Below are 15,226 nucleotides of genomic sequence, written 5' to 3' on the forward strand. Positions count from 1 at the left end.
CAATTGCCCAACTGGTCGTCTATACCCCACATATGAACAGAGCGGTTATTATAGCCTTTGGTTCGAACAATTCGTTCGAATATCGCCAAATTCGAACGTCATGTTATACCATTACATATCTGTGGATGGTGCATAGAGCGGCTGTACCCAACGAACAGGAAAACGAGCGGCGTCTCGTACCGTCAGCGACGCGGTGCCGGGAGACTGTCGCCCACGATATCAGCGGGAGGAAAACTCGTCGAACGAGGTCGATTGGTGGCTGCGAACGAGTACTTCGTCCGTGATCGTCAGTCCCATGTCCGCGAGCTGCTGTGCGATCGGGGTGACGTCCCTGTCGTTTTCGACGACGACCGTCACGAGGAGGTTCTGTTCGCCCGTGATCAGTTCCTGCACCGAGACGACCCCCGAGATCTCGAGCAGGTCGTCGATGTACTCCCCGCGTTCGGGAATCGGCGCCGTACAGAAAAGCAGCATCCGGATCGGATAGCCGGACTTCGTGTAATCGATGTTCGCGCTGTACCCCTTGATGACCCCTTCCGACTCCAGTCGCTGAATGCGCTTGCGGACCGTACTCGAGGAGGCGTCGGTCCGGTCGGCGATCTCGCTCGAGGAGAGGTTTCGCGCCTCCTCTTGGAGCGCATAGAGGATCTCCCGGTCGACCGCGTCGAGGTCGTAGTCCGCCATACGCTCCCGTTGGCCGTGGCAGCTATAAGATACTTCGGCTCCCAAGGCTTCGAATACTTATACCGGGAGCCGAAAGGGAGACACATGCGAGAACGCCTCGAGTCGGATATCGCCTTCTACTACGCCGTCGGTGTCTTCATCATCGCGGTGTTCGTCGTCGGAATGGCGGCCTTCGCCGTGTTCAACCCCGGGGGCGTCGGAACCGTCGAACTCGTCGGGCTCTCGGGCGGGTTCTTCCTGTTCATGCTCGTCTACTTCATCGCGATCTCGATCCAGCGACTGGAGGACGGCGACAGTATTTGAGACCGCATTGCCCACAGATACCGGCTCGAGCGGGCCAGTAGCAGGGGAGAACCCGATTCGGAGGGTTTATGACTTTTCGGCGCTTCTCTTTAGAAGCAATGGCGAAAGGAACCGTTGATTTCTTCAACGACACTGGCGGCTACGGATTCATCGAGACTGAGGACGCGGACGACGACGTGTTCTTCCACATGGAAGACATCGGCGGCCCGGACCTGGAAGAAGGACAGGAGCTCGAGTTCGACATCGAGCAGGCCCCCAAGGGCCCGCGCGCGACGAACGTCGAGCGCCTGTAAAGCGGAATTCGTAACGGTATCGGCACTTGACTGCAGTATTTTACTACCCCTGAGCGACAGCGCCGTCGCTACTGACGGTGATCGGTTACCCACCCAATACGACCGCATCGCCGGTAGCACCACAGGATGATTTTGAAATAACAGTAGTTCCCAAGCGGGAGTTTATATCCTGATGACACGAAGGGCGCCACGTGGTGGATCGCCCCAGCGCGGTCACGTGGTCACGCAGCGCGTCGGCGTCGACGGCCGGCCGTCTCTGCCGGTACGTACAGGTAGGGTTTTTCGGCGGACTGGCGGTCCTGGTCGCCGGCTTCGTCATCATGGGTGTCGTCCTCTCCGTCGCGAGCGGGGCTTACGAAGGGGTCGCAGTGTTCGCCCTGCTCCTGCTGATCGGCGGCCCGTTCTCGCTGCTCTATCTCCTCCCGCTGCTCGAGGACCGAACGACGCGATCCGCGGTTCGCAACTGGCTGGTGCGTGCAGGGTACGATCGGCTGAGCCTGTCCCGGCTGGCGACGAGCGTCCTCGTCGGCGCTGTCGCGATCATCGGGGTGATCGCGACGGTCCCGAAGGTGCTGCTGGCGGGATTCGTGGTGATTCCGGTCGGGACGGGAACCGTGACATGGCTGCTCACGTCCCGCGGGCAGATCGATCCGGAGACGGGAACGGTCCGCGTAAACGGCCAGTCGTTCACGCTCGAGGAGCTCGCGGCCGTTCGCGCCTTCCGTATCTCGGCCGTCGAAACCGTCGTTCTCCGACCGTCATACGCCACCAAGACGAGGGGCGTGACGGCACCGCCGTCCGTCGTGATGCCCCGTGACGCATACGAGAACGCGAAACCGCCATTCGATGCCGCCACGCGTGAAACGGAGTCGACGGACCAGCAGAGCCGGGTCGAACGCGTCGTCCTCGTCGTCTTCGGCGTCGGCGCGCTCGCCGGTGCGGTCGGTGCTACGTCCCTCGGCCTCGAGCGGGGCGGCGACGCGCTCGTGATCCTCTTGTACGTCGCTCTGCTTGCGGGCTGTTTCGGAGTCGTGTTCCTTGCGCTGGCCGTTCGAAGGCCCTGACTCGACTGCGCTCGAGCGACGGACCGTCGCTTCCCAGTGGGGTCAGCGTTCGGCGACCCGGACGGTTTTGTGACTTCGGCACCGACTCGCAGTATGACCGAGCCACTGCTTCGCCGCGGCGACGAAATCGAGTACGAGACGGTCGACGCCGCCGACGGCCTCGAGAAGGGCGTTTTGATCGCCGACGATCACGGTGCGCCGAACTTCGCGATCCGGCGGTTCGTCCTCGAGCCCGGCGCAGAAGTGCCGAAACACACGAACGACGTCGAACACGAGCAGTACGTCCTCGCGGGCGAGTACACGGTCGGGATCAGCGATGAAGAACACGCGGTCGAGCCCGGCGACTCGCTGTTGATCCCTGCCGGGACGGTTCACTGGTACCGCAACGAGGGCGAGGAACCGGGCGCGTTCATCTGTGCGGTCCCCAACGGCGACGACGAAATCGAGCTGCTCGAGTAACGGCGTTCGCAGGATAGGAGACCGTATACGCGCGCTGATGCTGTCTCGGCGTATCGGCCCCGCCGCCACGTCGCTCGTTGCCATATCGTCTCGCAACCGCAACTACTATACGCTTTTTAGGGCTACCTAAATGACGATGGGAGAAGCGCAGTCGGTCGATGGGCACGGGTCAGCCCGGGAGCGAGAGGGATGGGTCACGGGGACGCTCGTCCTCTTCTGTCTCGGAAGTACGATCGTTACCGTCATCGCCGGACTGATACAGGTGAGTTTCGGCGAGTACTCGATGACGTTCGTCGAGGCCTGGAAGGCCGTCTTCAACCCCGCGGTGGTCTTCAACCTCAACGCGTGGTCGGCGTTCCTGTTCGGAACCGAACTGCCGGAGATGAGCACCGGCAGCATCGTCATCTGGAACCTCCGGCTACCGCGGGTGTTCGTCGGAATCATCGCCGGTGCGACGCTCGCGATCTCCGGAGCGATCTTTCAGGCCGTGACGCGGAACGAACTGGCGAGTCCCTTCGTGCTGGGAGTCAGCTCCGGGGCCGGGTTCGCCGTGCTGGCGACGCTCGTCGTCTTCAGCGGGCTCGCTCCCTTCCTCCCGCTGATCGCCGCGTTAGGCGGCACGATCGCGTTCGTGATCGTCTACACGATCGCCTGGAAGGGCGGCACGAACCCCGTCCGGCTCGTGCTCGCGGGCGTGATCGTCAACATGGTCTTCCAGTCGCTCCAGCAGGGACTGTTCTTCTTCGCGGACGATCTGGGCGTCGTCCAGACGGCGATCGCCTGGCTCACGGGATCGCTCACCGGCACCGGCTGGGGAGAGGTCCGGATCGCGATCCTGCCGGCGGCCGTCGCGATCGCGATCGCGCTCGCCGGCGCACGACAGTTGAACGTCCTCATGCTGGGCGAGAGCACCGCGCGATCGCTCGGCATGCGCGTCGAACGAGTCCGGTTTTTCCTCTCGGCCGTCGCCATCTTGGCCGCCAGCGTCGCGATCGCCGTCGCCGGCGTCGTCAGCTTCTTCGGCCTCGTCGTCCCCCACATCGTCCGGAACACGGTAGGCGGGGATTACCGACGGCTGATGGTCGGCTGTCTCTTTGCCGGTCCCGCACTGATGGTGACCGCCGACGTGGGCGCGCGGCTCGCACTCGGCGGGACCCAGATTCCGGTCGGCGTCGTCACCGGGCTGATCGGCGGCCCGTACTTCCTCTATCTGATGCGAAAGCAGCAATCGATGGGTGAGCTATAATGTCACGCACACAGCAGGACACGAACCGAGAACGGGAGCGGATCACGGACGACAACGGCGTCGCGATCGACAGCGCACTGGTCGGCGACGGTCTCGAGCTCAGTTATCCGACGAGCGAGGAGACGATCGTCGACTGCGCTCGCCTCGACGTTCCCGAGGAGGCGGTGACCGCCCTCGTCGGCCCGAACGGCAGCGGCAAGAGTACGCTTCTCAAAGCGCTCTCGAACCACCTCGAGCCGGATACGGGGTCGGTGCAGATCCACGGCGAGGACCTCGACACCTTCGATCGGAAGGAATTGGCGCGCGAACTGGGCGTCCTCTCACAGGAGAACGACTCGCTCAGCTCGATCTCCGTCGAAGACCTCGTCTATCACGGTCGCTACCCGCATCGGGGCTTCTTCGACGGCGTCAGCGAAGCGGATCATCAGGCGGTCGAACGGGCGATCGAACTGGCGGGAATCGAGGAGATCCGGGACACCGAACTCGGCCAACTGAGCGGCGGGCAAAAGCAGTTGGCCTGGATCGCGATGGTACTGGCACAGGACACCGACGTCCTCCTGCTCGACGAGCCGACCACGTTCCTCGACGTCCACCACCAGTTCCGGGTCCTCGAGACGATCCGCCAACTCAACGAGGAGAAAGGCGTTACCGTCGCCGTCATCCTCCACGACATCTCGCAGGCGGCCCGCTTCGCGGACTATCTGGTCGCGATGCGCGACGGCAAACTCTACGACTGGGGGCCGCCCGAAGAGGTCGTGACCGAGCAGTTGCTCGCCGACGTCTTCGGCGTCGAGGCGACGGTCACGTACGAGCCCGAACTGCAGGTGCTGCCCAAGCGAGCGCTGCCGGAGAGCCGGACGTAGCGCCGTTTAGGACGATCGCATCGTCTACGACGGCATGACCGACCATCCATCTCTACCAACTCAACGATCGGCGCGGGGTATCTACCCGGACGAGTTCGGCGACGAGGGGTTGTTCGACCGACGGGCCGTCCCCGATATCGTCATCGGCGATCAGTAGCGCTCGAGCGGGTCGAGCCGCCGTCGCGATCGGATGCGGAATACTTTTGTTGTTTTAGGCTAGCCTAAAGATAATGAGTGACGAACGGACGTGGACGCGACGCAACGTGCTTCGAACGAGCGGGACCATCGCGGGCGTGAGCGCACTGGCCGGCTGTATCAGCGGTGACGGATCGGACAACGACGACAGCGAGGACGTCGATCCGTACACGGTCTCGATGCAACCGGTCGGCGATGTCGAGTTCGAGTCGGTGCCCCAGACGTGGGCCGCCGGCACCGCGGATTGGGCCGACATGGGGATCGCACTGGGTCAGGAACCGCCGTCGGACCTCTATCTCACGCGGCGGCTCCATACGGGGTATTACGAAGATATTCCCGACGTGAGCGTCGATCCGGACGAGATCGGTTCGCTCTGGGACGACGAGCTGACGCGCGAAGAGTTCCTGAACCTTGCCGAGGAAGTGGATCTCTTCGTCATGGATCCGAGATTCCTCAAGGGACGGGCCGACTGGAGCGACGACGACATCGAGCAGGTCGAAGCGACGGGGACGCCGTTCTTCGGGAACAGTATCACCTCTCGGGACTACTCGTGGCATCAGGACTACGACTACCTCACGATGTACGAGGCCTTCGAGAAACTCGCCGAAGTCTTTCAGGAACAGGAACGCTACGACCAGTTCGAGACGTTGCACGACGAGTTCCAGTCGGAACTCGAGACCGTCGTTCCCTCGGGCGACCGCCCTGAGGCTGCAGTCCTGTACCCGCAGATAGAGGACGACTCGTTCCTCCCCTACGTCATCGACGAGTCGACGAGTTACAAACACCTGCGGGACCTCGGCGTCGAGGACGCGCTCGCGAACTCCGACGTCAAGGACTTCCACGCCACTCGCGGAGGGGTCGACTACGAGACGCTCCTCGAGGTCGACCCGGAGTATATCCTGCTTCGAACCGAGAACTACCTCACCGAGGAGGAGTTCCAGCAGAACTTCGTCGAACCGATGGAAAACCACAACGTCGGTCGGGAACTGACGGCCGTCCAGAACGGCAACATCTCCAAGACGCTCCCGTTCTATCAGGGCCCGATCATCAACCTCGTCGCCACTCAGCGGTTGGCCCAGCAGCTCTACGGCGTCGAGGATGCCCTGTTTGACCCACAGGAAGTCAGCGACATCGTCAACGGCGACTTCTGAACGGCCCGCTCGCACTCGAGCGCGACCGGCGCTCGAGCGGCCGAGCGCGTTTCCACCCCGAAAGCGAACGCTTCTGGATACCGAGCGACCGCCCTCGCGGCTCAGTCGGAACCGCTGCTCGGAGCCGCCGAGTCGGCGTGTTCACTTTCGTCGTCATCGTCACCGTCGGCCGCAGCGAAGAGATCCCCCTCGGTCTCGCCCGCTGCGGGGGCGACCGGCTGAGACGGCTCGCTCGAGACCTCGAAGGACGACAGCGCGTCGGAGAGATCTCGCGCACGGTCGGACAGCGACGTGGCGGTGTGGGACACTTCGACGAGCGACGAGGTCTGTTCTTCGGCGGCCGCCGCGACCGTCTCGGCCTCGGCGCTGGTCTCCTCGCTGATCGCCGTCACGTCCTCGGTCATGGTCACGACCTCTTGGGTCGCGCCGGCCTGCTGTTGGGTCGCCGCCGAAATCTCCTGAACCCCGTCGTTGGTCTCCTCGGCGAACGCCGAAATCTCCTCGAGGGCCGCGACCGAGGACTCGACCGCGCTGCGGTGGTCCGCGATCCGGTCGTCCGTCTCCCGAACCACGGTCGCGACCCGCTCGGTTCGGGTGCTGACCCGCTCGAGCCGTTCCTCGATGGTCGTCGCCGCCTCTTGGGTGTCCTCGGCGAGCGACTTGACCTGATCGGCGACCGCGGTGAACTCCGCGTCCCCCGGACTCGAGCGCGCGGCCTCGATGCTCGCGTTGAGCGCGAGCATGTTCGTCTGCTCGGTCACGTCGCCGATGAACTCGAGGAGGTCGTCGATCGCGTCGATCTCGTCCTCGAGCCGCGTCACTTCTGCGACGGCCTCGTCGGCCTCGTCCTCGATAGCGTTCATGCCGTCGATCGCACGGCGGGCGGACTCGCGGGCGTCCGCGCTCGTCGTGGCAGTCCGCTCCGCGAGAGACGCGACCTGCGAGGCGGTCGCGGCGATCTGTTCGGTCGTCGTCGAGAGGTCGTCGATCTCGGTGCTGATCGCGGCGAACTGGTCGCTCTGGCGCTCCGCCCCGTCGGCGATCTGCTGGATCGACGTGGTCACCTGTTCGGAGGCCGACCGCACCTCGACGACGCCCTCGGCCGTCGAATCGGCCGTCTCGTCGACCGCGTCGGCGAAGGCCCGCGCCGCGGCCACCGTCGCCTCGATGTCGTCCATCATCTCGTTGAACTCGGCGGCGACCGTCTCCATGGCCTCACTCTCGGCGTCGGACTCGAGTCGCCGCGTGAGATCGCCCGCGGCGCAGGCCCGCATCGTCTCGCCGTACTCGTCGGCCATCCGCTCGAGGTGGCGGGAGAACTGCTCGGACTCGGACCGTGCCTGTTCGGCCTCCGCGCGGGCCGTTTCGGCCTCCTCGAGACGGTCGCGCAGCGACCGGCGCATCCGGTCGATCGACCGGTGGAGATCGCCGAGTTCGTCGTGTCGCTCCGACTCGACGGGATCGTCGAGTTCACCGTCCTCGATCGCCGCCGCGCGGGCGGAGAGCGACCGCAATTCACCGGCGGTGTTCCGGCCGACCGTCAGGCCGAGCACGAGCATGCCGCCGAAGGTGACGGCGAGCATCGCAAGGATCCAGTTCGAGATGCTCGACTGGAGCGCGTAGGCCTCCGAGGCGGGGACGCGGGTCGTCAGTGTCCAGCCTTCGTTCCCGACGGCCGCGTAACCGACGACGGTCTCGCCGTCATCTTCCTCGAGCGAGGTCGTCCCGGATTCGGCCGCGGTCTCGCTCGACTCGAGGACATCGTCTTCGAGCAGCAGCGAGTGGTCCTCGGCGAGGACCACGGTTCCGTCCTCGTCGGTGACGATGACGTCGGCCGTCTCGTCGGTGCCGATCATGTATCGGGACAGCGACTCGAGGTCGACCAGCCCGACGACGGCGTGGTCGGACTCACCCGGGACCTCGCTGACGGCCAGCATCGCGGGCCGACCGTCCTCGGTCTCGAACGGCTCGGAGAAGACGACCTGTGACCCGTCGGCCGTTGCAGCCGAAACGTGTTCTTCAACTGTGGCACTGAGAGTGGTGTCGTCGGCGATGATTTCGTTCGCGCCGGCGTTCGCGTGCACGGTCCCCGTCTCAGTGTCGACGTAGTATGCCCCCTCGAACGCGGTCCGGTCGGTCACCCGGTGTAAGGAGTTGGCGATCGCGACCCGCTCGTCGTTGCGAAACGCCGTCGATCGGGGCAGCGATCCCAGATACCGTTCGGTCGACGTGAACCAGATGTCGAGCCGGTTCGCGTCCTGCTCCGCATCGGTGACGAGCTGCGATTCGACGTCGGACTGGAGTTCGTTGCCGGTGTGTGCGTAGATACTGCCGCCGAACAGCCCCACGATGAGGACGATGACGACGAGCGCAGCGAGGAATCGCAACGCGTAGCTGCGACGAACACCCGGAATTCCCTCCCACGGATTCGGACCCATCGAGTTGGAAATTCGACCACCCTCGTATGTAAGTCGCTAAGAGCGGTATATACTGCTATAGACCACAATTATCGCTCGATACCGGTACGGTTAGATACCGATCCGGCCGCCGAGCGGACGGCGATCGGTCGGCGGGTCAGCGCAGTCCGAACCGCTGAAATACCGTCCCATCCTAGTGGGGTTCGTGTCGAAGCAGGTCCAGCAGGTCGAAACGATATTCTGTCACGAAACGGGCGACGACTACCTCGTCGTCGTCGAACGTGACGGCAAACGGCTGTTCCGCGCGAAACTCGGACTCTCCGAAACCTCGGCCGGCCCCCGCCCCGCCAAGTTCCGGCTGAAGCAGGGCTCGAGCGAGGAGCCGCGCCAGCCCGACGAGTTCGTCGAACTCGCCCGCCGAGCGAAGCGGATCCGCATCTCCGAACAGACCTCCGCCGCCGGACGACGGGATCTACGGGAGATGCTCGAGGGCTACCAGCTCGAGGACAAGGCAAAGACCGTCAGGACCTGTCGCTACTGCGCCTCCGCGGGCCGATACTCGCCGATCACGACCGAGACCGCCGTCAAGGACGACAACGACTGGATCTGTCGGGACTGCGCCCGGCAGGAACTCGAGCGCCAACTGTCGTTTTCGGGCGGCGGTGCGGTATCGGGTGCCGCAAAGGAACGACTCGAGGACCTCATGATGGAGGTCCAGGATCTCGAGCGGATCGTCAACCTGCTCAAGGGCCAGCTGGATCCCGATCTGACGAAGTTCGATACGATTTCGGCGACGACCGACGAGGTCGAGCCCGTCCGCACCGACTCGCTGAACCTGCATCCGGGGCTCCAGAACCTGCTCGAGGACCGGTTCGATACCCTGCTGCCGGTCCAGAGCCTCTCCGTCGAGCACGGCCTTTTCGACGGGGACGACCAGTTGGTCGTCTCCGCGACGGCGACCGGGAAGACCCTCGTCGGCGAACTGGCCGGGATCAACCGCGTGTTGAACAACAAGGGGACGATGCTCTTTCTCGTCCCCCTCGTGGCGCTTGCGAACCAGAAGTACGAGGACTTTCAGGACGAGTACGGCCACCTCGTCGACGTCTCCATCCGCGTGGGCGCGAGCCGGGTCGCCGACGAGGGCGAGCGGTTCGACCCCAACGCCGACGTCATCGTCGGCACCTACGAGGGGATCGACCACGCCCTGCGGACGGGCAAGGACATGGGCGACATCGGAACCGTCGTCATCGACGAGGTCCACACGCTCAAGGAGGAAGACCGGGGCCACCGACTCGACGGGCTGATCTCGCGGCTCAAGTACACCTGCGAACAGCGGGCGAAGCGCCGTGACGACTACGGCGGCGCACAGTGGGTCTACCTCTCGGCGACCGTCGGCAATCCCGAACAGCTCACGGAGGCTCTCGAGGCGACGCTCATCGAGTTCGAAGAACGACCGGTGCCGATCGAGCGCCACGTCACCTTCGCGGACGGCCAGGAGAAGGTCCGCGTCGAGAACAAGCTCGTCAGACGCGAGTTCGACAGCGAGTCCTCGAAGGGGTATCGCGGCCAGACGATCATCTTCACCAACTCCCGGCGGCGCTGTCACGAGATTTCGCGGAAACTCGATTACTCGGCCGCGCCCTACCACGCCGGCCTCGACTACAAGCGCCGGAAGGAGGTCGAACGGAAGTTCGGCGAGCAGGAACTGTCCGCGGTCGTCACGACCGCCGCGCTCGCGGCGGGGGTCGACTTCCCCGCCTCGCAGGTGATCTTCGACTCGCTGGCAATGGGGATCGAGTGGCTCTCGGTCCAGGAGTTCCACCAGATGCTCGGCCGCGCGGGCCGGCCCGACTACCACGACAAGGGGACGGTGTACGTCCTCGTCGAGCCGGACACGGCCTACCACAACTCGATGGAGATGACCGAAGACGAGGTCGCCTTCAAGCTACTCAAAGGGGAGATGGAGTCGGTCATGACCCACTACGACGAGGCCGCCGCCGTCGAGGAAACGCTCGCGAACATCACGGTCGGCGGCAAGGCCGCGAAGGCGCTCAACGACCGCATGCTCGGCGAGGTCCCCACGAAACACGCCATCGGGAAACTCCTCGAGTACGACTTCATCGACGGCTTCGAGCCCACGCCGCTGGGTCAGGTCGTCACCGAACACTTCTTGGAGCCCGGACAGGCCTTCATGATCCTCGACGGCATCCGGAAGGACGCCCACCCCTACGAACTCGTCGCGGACCTCGAGCTTCGCGATACCGATTTGTAACGCTCGGTTCAGATCGAATCGGGACCGATCGATGGCGACCCGTTTCGCGGCCACAACCGTTTTTACTGACCTGTCGGCGGCCGGAACGGTAAAGAGCGAGAGGAACCAACCGGTGTCCAACGCGGGGACGTCCCCGAGACTGTCACTATGGAACCGAGTACGCCAGCCGCGATCGATCCGCCGGCGAACGTCCTGCTCGTCCACCCGAGCTGTGACGAGTCGGCCGCCTGCGAGGAGCTGTGTCACGACGACGGCGGCACGGCCCATCTGACGGTGACCTTCGCGGACGAGGAGCCGGACCGGCCGGACGAGGAGACGATCGACGGGAAACGCGGGCTGCTCACCGTCGGGAACGTCCTGACCGACGGCGGCGAGCCGGTGCCGGACTTCACCGGGCCGGTCGTCACCGACTCGGTGACCGACCCGACCGACCTCTCGGAGATCGGCGTCGCCGTGAGCCGCTTTTGCAAGCACTGGGCCGACTCCGACGAGGACATCACGGTCTGTTTCGACTCGCTCGACGCCCTCCTCCGGCACGCCTCGCCGAAGGACGTGTTCCAGTTCACGCACGTCCTCACGAACCGGCTCTCGAGCGTCGACGCCTACGCCCACTTCCACTTCGATCCGACGCGTCACGAGGATCGTGTCGTCTCTACCTTCGGCACGATCTTCGACGAGGTCGTCGCCGACGACGCTACCGACGACTCGCTCCCGGAAGCGACCGACGAAGAGGTCGCCGAACTGCTGGCCGAGTGGGACGAGGACCCGGCGATCGCACTCGGGCCGGATTCGGACCCGGTGACCGAAGCGACCGACGAGGATATCGCACAGACGCTCGGGAAGTGAGTCGGCGGCGCTTAGGGTACGAACGCGACACCGAACAGCGACAGCGCGAGGACGAGCACCGAGCCCGGGACGCCGCCGATCGCGACGATCGCGATCACGATCGGCGTCACGACGATCCCGAGCCCGAAGACGACCTGCGCGACGTACAGCACCACCAGCCCGACCACCGCGTTGACGATGAAGGGACTGACCGCCCGGACGAGCTGTGCCGCGGCGAGGACGAGCACGAGCACGATGACTAACAGCAGGATCTCGAGGCCGGTCATAGCCGGCGCTACCACAGCATCCGGGAAAACCGTTCGGTTCGTAACGAAACCCTTTATGATGTGCGCGCGGTAGGGTGGGTACGGGATCGTGGGTTAGCTTGGTATACTTCGGGCCTTGGGTGCCCGTGACCCCGGTTCAAATCCGGGCGATCCCATATTACTGCTGCGAGCAAAACCGCGAGCAGCAGGAATCGGAAAGAGCCCGGATTTGAACCTCGGAAGTCGCAGCGCTCGAGCGAAGCGAGAGCGACCGTCTTCCATTGGTTCAAATCCGGGCAACCCCATACCGTATAAAAGCAAAGCGGCTGCTGTTGCCGTTTTGCTCGGACCGTTTTCACACCACTTAGCGGCCGCTAACGGAGGGTGGCGATACCGTCGGTGGTGGTCTCCCAGCGCTCCGCTGAGTCGAAGTGCTACCACTGTAATGCTCACCTTACGGAGCAATTTCGGCGCGTTTTCGGTGACGATGACGGTCGGGCCCGACGGCAGCGGCGTGTCCGTCGCAGACGATCACTTCGACATCGTCGCTCACGATAGTCCCGTCGAACTCTCCGAAGACCCGACGCCGCGCCTCGAGGCGAAGTCGGACCACCTGTTGCTGACGACGCTGCGAGACATGGGTGAGATCACCCGGGATGTGATCGAGACGGTCGCGACCGACGGCGGTGCGACCGTCAATGATCTCGACGAGATCCGACGGCACTCTGCGGCACTGAGTTGACCTGGAAGACTCCCGGCGGTGGGACCGAATCCGGATTCGTCGGCGCGGTCGCCGATCGCTGAAGCGGCCCAGATAATGGCTATACTGTCGTTCCCACTCATTTCTGCACGTTTGCTTGACTACCACCGCTGCGTCTGAAACCTAAGTAGTAGTCGATCCCTCGAGGGCGGGGTCGGCGGCACGATCGTGCCGCAACGGCTGCGGGTCGGTTTCGCGCTTCGCGCGAAAGCCCCCTTGGCGGGTGTCCCCGAGGGGACAGCGCCAAAAAATTACAGCGCCCCACCCCTGCCGCCGCACGCAGATCTCCAGTTGAAGCAGATGAAATAGGGGTCAACTGAGAGAACACTTATAGCTAACTCTCAAGTAACAAATTCACTGTTCCACCTCCTGATACCTACGTAGGACGCGCAAACATTCTATCACCGTATCTCCAACCACCATAATTATGATAGATTGGTATATAGTAGATTCTAACGGACATGAAAGAACCTGCATACGCAGAAAAGGATATCGTAATAACTGAATCTCCACCGGGATATGATGCAGATCCCTATGCTGGGATAATTCTTGAGATATTGGATGTTTCGGCTGGCGAGTTTGAAACACGACTCCCTGACGGTACCGCTACGACTCTCTCAGAACACTACGGTGAGAAAGTTAGCAAATCTGATCCAGTATACCGGATTCACGATCTTGTACTCATAGATGGTGATCTCAAATCTGGTACTACTACTTATACCGTCCCGGAAGGTGCACTGCGCCATCGAGACCAGTAATTATTGAGATATTAAATTATGATGCGCAAAATTGATGGAAAAGATATAGTCCTTAAGACAAATGTTCCAGTGACTCAAGGGAAAACTACATTCTCAAATGAAATTTGTGAAGACATAGATGTATTAGACCCTGAATCAGTTGAAGAAGATCTATATAAGTACAAAGCGAGGAATGATCGGTTTGCCCCAGTCCCATCTGCTCGTAAATACATCGATCTTGAGGAAGATTGTACATTCGAATTAGATGAAGAGATGGTTATCGGACCATATGAGGAGATCTTGCCAATATTTCATCGCATATATGAATATCCATTCCTGTTGGTGGACCATTATCACAACCATGAGTTCCATATTTTTGAAGAGTCAGATGATGAACAAGATATAGCTCAATTGAACAACGAGCCAGAAAAGGCACTATCTTATGAAGGAATTGTAGAACAATTCCCCTCAGTACAGGAAGAATTTCAATTGAGTTCTGAGAAGCGTTACGGTATTATAACTCTATCAGAGTTAAACAAGAGAAAAATAAGAGAGCATTTTTACCCAATTATAGCAGAATTTGAGAAATCAATCGCCGGGGAAATTAAAGAAGAATACCCCCGTTCAGAGGATCTTACAGAAGCGGTAGGCCGAGCGGCAGAACGGGCTTGGGAACAAAATAGGAATACAGATGCTGAAGTACATATCTCAGAGTTTTTAGGCCTAAAAGATATGGAAAATCTAGTCAGTGATTCTCGGACGCTTGCGACAGCATGTGGGTTTGAGACTGAGAAACAAATTGATGATTTTTCTGAAGTAGAAGAACTTGGAGACTTACGAGCGCTTGATCCAGAAGAAGTTCTTTCCGAGATACGCGATCTGAGGAACAAGACAATGCATGCAAATCGGGTGTTAGTACAAGATGTCGACGACTTAGGGCATATAATTAACCAATATAACCTCCTCTGTGCCTTTATTGATGAAATTAGCGATCAGATGTACCTGAGCAAAATAGATTCGAATGGTGACTCGTAAGAAGGAAACTTCCCTCCTTGGGGTTGTACGTCGGCAGAATCTGTTTCCCGAATATGCACACGAGTTGCGACTCCTCGTGAGCATATCTCGAGTCGATCCGTTGTTCGGGTCGCCGTTCGTCTCTGGATGGGTGATACGTTCCGGCGATTGTGGACCGAAATGGGGCCGTTCAGTGAGCCGGAAAAACGAGGATTTCGGGGCTCGTGTGTACGAGTATGCGAATCAGAACCGACAGCGACTACACATACCGACGAGATGCGATCGAACGTGCAACTGACTTCGACGACTGTAACAAGACGAAAGCAGTGGTGAGTGCCTGCGACGACGTTCCGAAGGTCGCCCAAACGTCCCGCCAAGTCCTCGAGCGCGACGACCTCATCCTCGAGCGAAAGCCCCGAAAAGGACTATCCACAACGCTAGCAAACGGGAACGCATGATCGGAGACCGAACGCAGCAGTCGAAGAACGAGCGATCCGAGACGCGCCGGAGAAGGCGACTGTTACAACCGGTACTCCTCGCGGGAGCCGCCCTCCTCGTCGCGCTCGTGTATCGGCTCCGTCGGCGCAACGAGCCGGGACTCGAGCCACCCTTCTGAGAGCCCTCGACCGGCCGGAACCTGCCAACCCCACCCGTAGCTTTTCATGGCGGGTTGTGGG

At 61.8% G+C, this 15,226-nt stretch carries 18 protein-coding genes, 1 tRNA gene and 1 pseudogene; 16 read left to right on the plus strand and 4 right to left on the minus strand.

Annotated features, from left to right (window positions below; translation table 11 throughout):
• Positions 1-219 precede the first annotated feature (219 nt).
• The gene (locus ACT4ML_RS10080; protein WP_006432260.1) at positions 220-684 is read right to left on the minus strand and encodes an Lrp/AsnC family transcriptional regulator; all 465 of its coding nucleotides are present in this window, start codon (positions 682-684) and stop codon (positions 220-222) included.
• A gap of 84 nt (positions 685-768) precedes the next feature.
• Here ACT4ML_RS10080 and ACT4ML_RS10085 point away from each other — a divergent pair, with 84 nt between their 5' ends.
• The 8 genes from ACT4ML_RS10085 to ACT4ML_RS10120 all read left to right on the plus strand — a co-directional run bounded on the left by ACT4ML_RS10085 (position 769) and on the right by ACT4ML_RS10120 (position 6,258).
• Positions 769-987, plus strand: coding sequence for a hypothetical protein (locus ACT4ML_RS10085; RefSeq protein WP_444720748.1), 219 nt, complete (start codon positions 769-771; stop codon positions 985-987).
• A 98-nt stretch (positions 988-1,085) separates the two neighbouring features.
• Entirely contained in the window at positions 1,086-1,280 is a 195-nt protein-coding gene (locus tag ACT4ML_RS10090) for a cold-shock protein (protein WP_005554588.1), read from the plus strand.
• Positions 1,281-1,471: 191 nt separating this feature from the next.
• Positions 1,472-2,344, plus strand: a complete 873-nt coding sequence (locus ACT4ML_RS10095) for a hypothetical protein (RefSeq protein WP_444720749.1) — start codon at positions 1,472-1,474, stop codon at positions 2,342-2,344.
• A gap of 93 nt (positions 2,345-2,437) precedes the next feature.
• The gene (locus ACT4ML_RS10100; protein WP_444720750.1) at positions 2,438-2,803 is read left to right on the plus strand and encodes a cupin domain-containing protein; all 366 of its coding nucleotides are present in this window, start codon (positions 2,438-2,440) and stop codon (positions 2,801-2,803) included.
• A 136-nt stretch (positions 2,804-2,939) separates the two neighbouring features.
• Positions 2,940-4,049, plus strand: coding sequence for a FecCD family ABC transporter permease (locus ACT4ML_RS10105; RefSeq protein ID WP_444720751.1), 1,110 nt, complete (start codon positions 2,940-2,942; stop codon positions 4,047-4,049).
• Positions 4,049-4,912 carry an ABC transporter ATP-binding protein gene (locus tag ACT4ML_RS10110; RefSeq protein ID WP_444720752.1) on the plus strand — a complete coding sequence of 288 codons (864 nt, stop codon included), beginning with the start codon at positions 4,049-4,051 and terminating at the stop codon, positions 4,910-4,912. Before ACT4ML_RS10105 ends, ACT4ML_RS10110 begins: the two co-directional genes overlap by 1 nt.
• Before the next feature lie 34 nt (positions 4,913-4,946).
• Positions 4,947-5,069 carry a hypothetical protein gene (locus ACT4ML_RS10115; RefSeq protein WP_444720753.1) on the plus strand — a complete coding sequence of 41 codons (123 nt, stop codon included), beginning with the start codon at positions 4,947-4,949 and terminating at the stop codon, positions 5,067-5,069.
• 73 nt (positions 5,070-5,142) lie between these two features.
• Positions 5,143-6,258 (plus strand): ABC transporter substrate-binding protein, encoded by a 1,116-nt coding sequence (locus ACT4ML_RS10120; RefSeq protein WP_444720754.1) that lies wholly within the window; start codon positions 5,143-5,145, stop codon positions 6,256-6,258.
• A gap of 101 nt (positions 6,259-6,359) precedes the next feature.
• On the opposite strand, the gene ACT4ML_RS10125 is transcribed toward ACT4ML_RS10120, so the two are convergent.
• A complete protein-coding gene (locus tag ACT4ML_RS10125; protein ID WP_444720755.1) occupies positions 6,360-8,696 on the minus strand; it encodes a methyl-accepting chemotaxis protein in 2,337 nt (778 codons plus the stop codon).
• A gap of 184 nt (positions 8,697-8,880) precedes the next feature.
• On the opposite strand from ACT4ML_RS10125, the gene ACT4ML_RS10130 reads away from it, so the two are divergent.
• Entirely contained in the window at positions 8,881-10,947 is a 2,067-nt protein-coding gene (locus ACT4ML_RS10130) for a DEAD/DEAH box helicase (RefSeq protein ID WP_444720756.1), read from the plus strand.
• 147 nt (positions 10,948-11,094) lie between these two features.
• Positions 11,095-11,793, plus strand: coding sequence for a DUF7504 family protein (locus ACT4ML_RS10135; protein WP_444720757.1), 699 nt, complete (start codon positions 11,095-11,097; stop codon positions 11,791-11,793).
• 11 nt (positions 11,794-11,804) lie between these two features.
• Here ACT4ML_RS10135 and ACT4ML_RS10140 read toward each other — a convergent pair whose 3' ends face one another.
• Complete coding sequence (locus ACT4ML_RS10140) at positions 11,805-12,059, minus strand: pro-sigmaK processing inhibitor BofA family protein (RefSeq protein WP_444720758.1); 255 nt, start codon at positions 12,057-12,059, stop codon at positions 11,805-11,807.
• 82 nt (positions 12,060-12,141) lie between these two features.
• On the opposite strand from ACT4ML_RS10140, the gene ACT4ML_RS10145 reads away from it, so the two are divergent.
• The 6 genes and pseudogenes from ACT4ML_RS10145 (at position 12,142) to ACT4ML_RS10170 (ending at position 15,007) form a co-directional block, all read left to right on the plus strand.
• Positions 12,142-12,214, plus strand: a tRNA-Pro gene (locus ACT4ML_RS10145).
• Positions 12,215-12,440: 226 nt separating this feature from the next.
• Positions 12,441-12,596 carry a DUF7563 family protein gene (locus tag ACT4ML_RS10150; RefSeq protein ID WP_444721145.1) on the plus strand — a complete coding sequence of 52 codons (156 nt, stop codon included), beginning with the start codon at positions 12,441-12,443 and terminating at the stop codon, positions 12,594-12,596.
• Positions 12,532-12,774 (plus strand): annotated as a pseudogene (locus ACT4ML_RS10155) (DNA-binding protein); the annotation flags it as partial. The gene ACT4ML_RS10150 and the pseudogene ACT4ML_RS10155, both read left to right, overlap by 65 nt.
• A 485-nt stretch (positions 12,775-13,259) precedes the next feature.
• On the plus strand, positions 13,260-13,556 hold the full coding sequence (locus ACT4ML_RS10160) for a hypothetical protein (protein ID WP_444720759.1): 297 nt from the start codon (positions 13,260-13,262) through the stop codon (positions 13,554-13,556).
• Between the two features lie 18 nt (positions 13,557-13,574).
• Positions 13,575-14,570, plus strand: a complete 996-nt coding sequence (locus ACT4ML_RS10165) for a hypothetical protein (RefSeq protein WP_444720760.1) — start codon at positions 13,575-13,577, stop codon at positions 14,568-14,570.
• Positions 14,571-14,785: 215 nt separating this feature from the next.
• The gene (locus ACT4ML_RS10170) at positions 14,786-15,007 is read left to right on the plus strand and encodes a DUF7692 domain-containing protein (protein WP_444720761.1); all 222 of its coding nucleotides are present in this window, start codon (positions 14,786-14,788) and stop codon (positions 15,005-15,007) included.
• 62 nt (positions 15,008-15,069) lie between these two features.
• On the opposite strand, the gene ACT4ML_RS10175 is transcribed toward ACT4ML_RS10170, so the two are convergent.
• Positions 15,070-15,213 carry a hypothetical protein gene (locus tag ACT4ML_RS10175; protein ID WP_444720762.1) on the minus strand — a complete coding sequence of 48 codons (144 nt, stop codon included), beginning with the start codon at positions 15,211-15,213 and terminating at the stop codon, positions 15,070-15,072.
• Positions 15,214-15,226 lie beyond the last annotated feature (13 nt).

It is taken from the genome of Natrinema sp. LN54 (genome assembly GCF_052439245.1).
GTDB classification, from domain to species: Archaea; Halobacteriota; Halobacteria; order Halobacteriales; family Natrialbaceae; genus Natrinema; species Natrinema versiforme_A.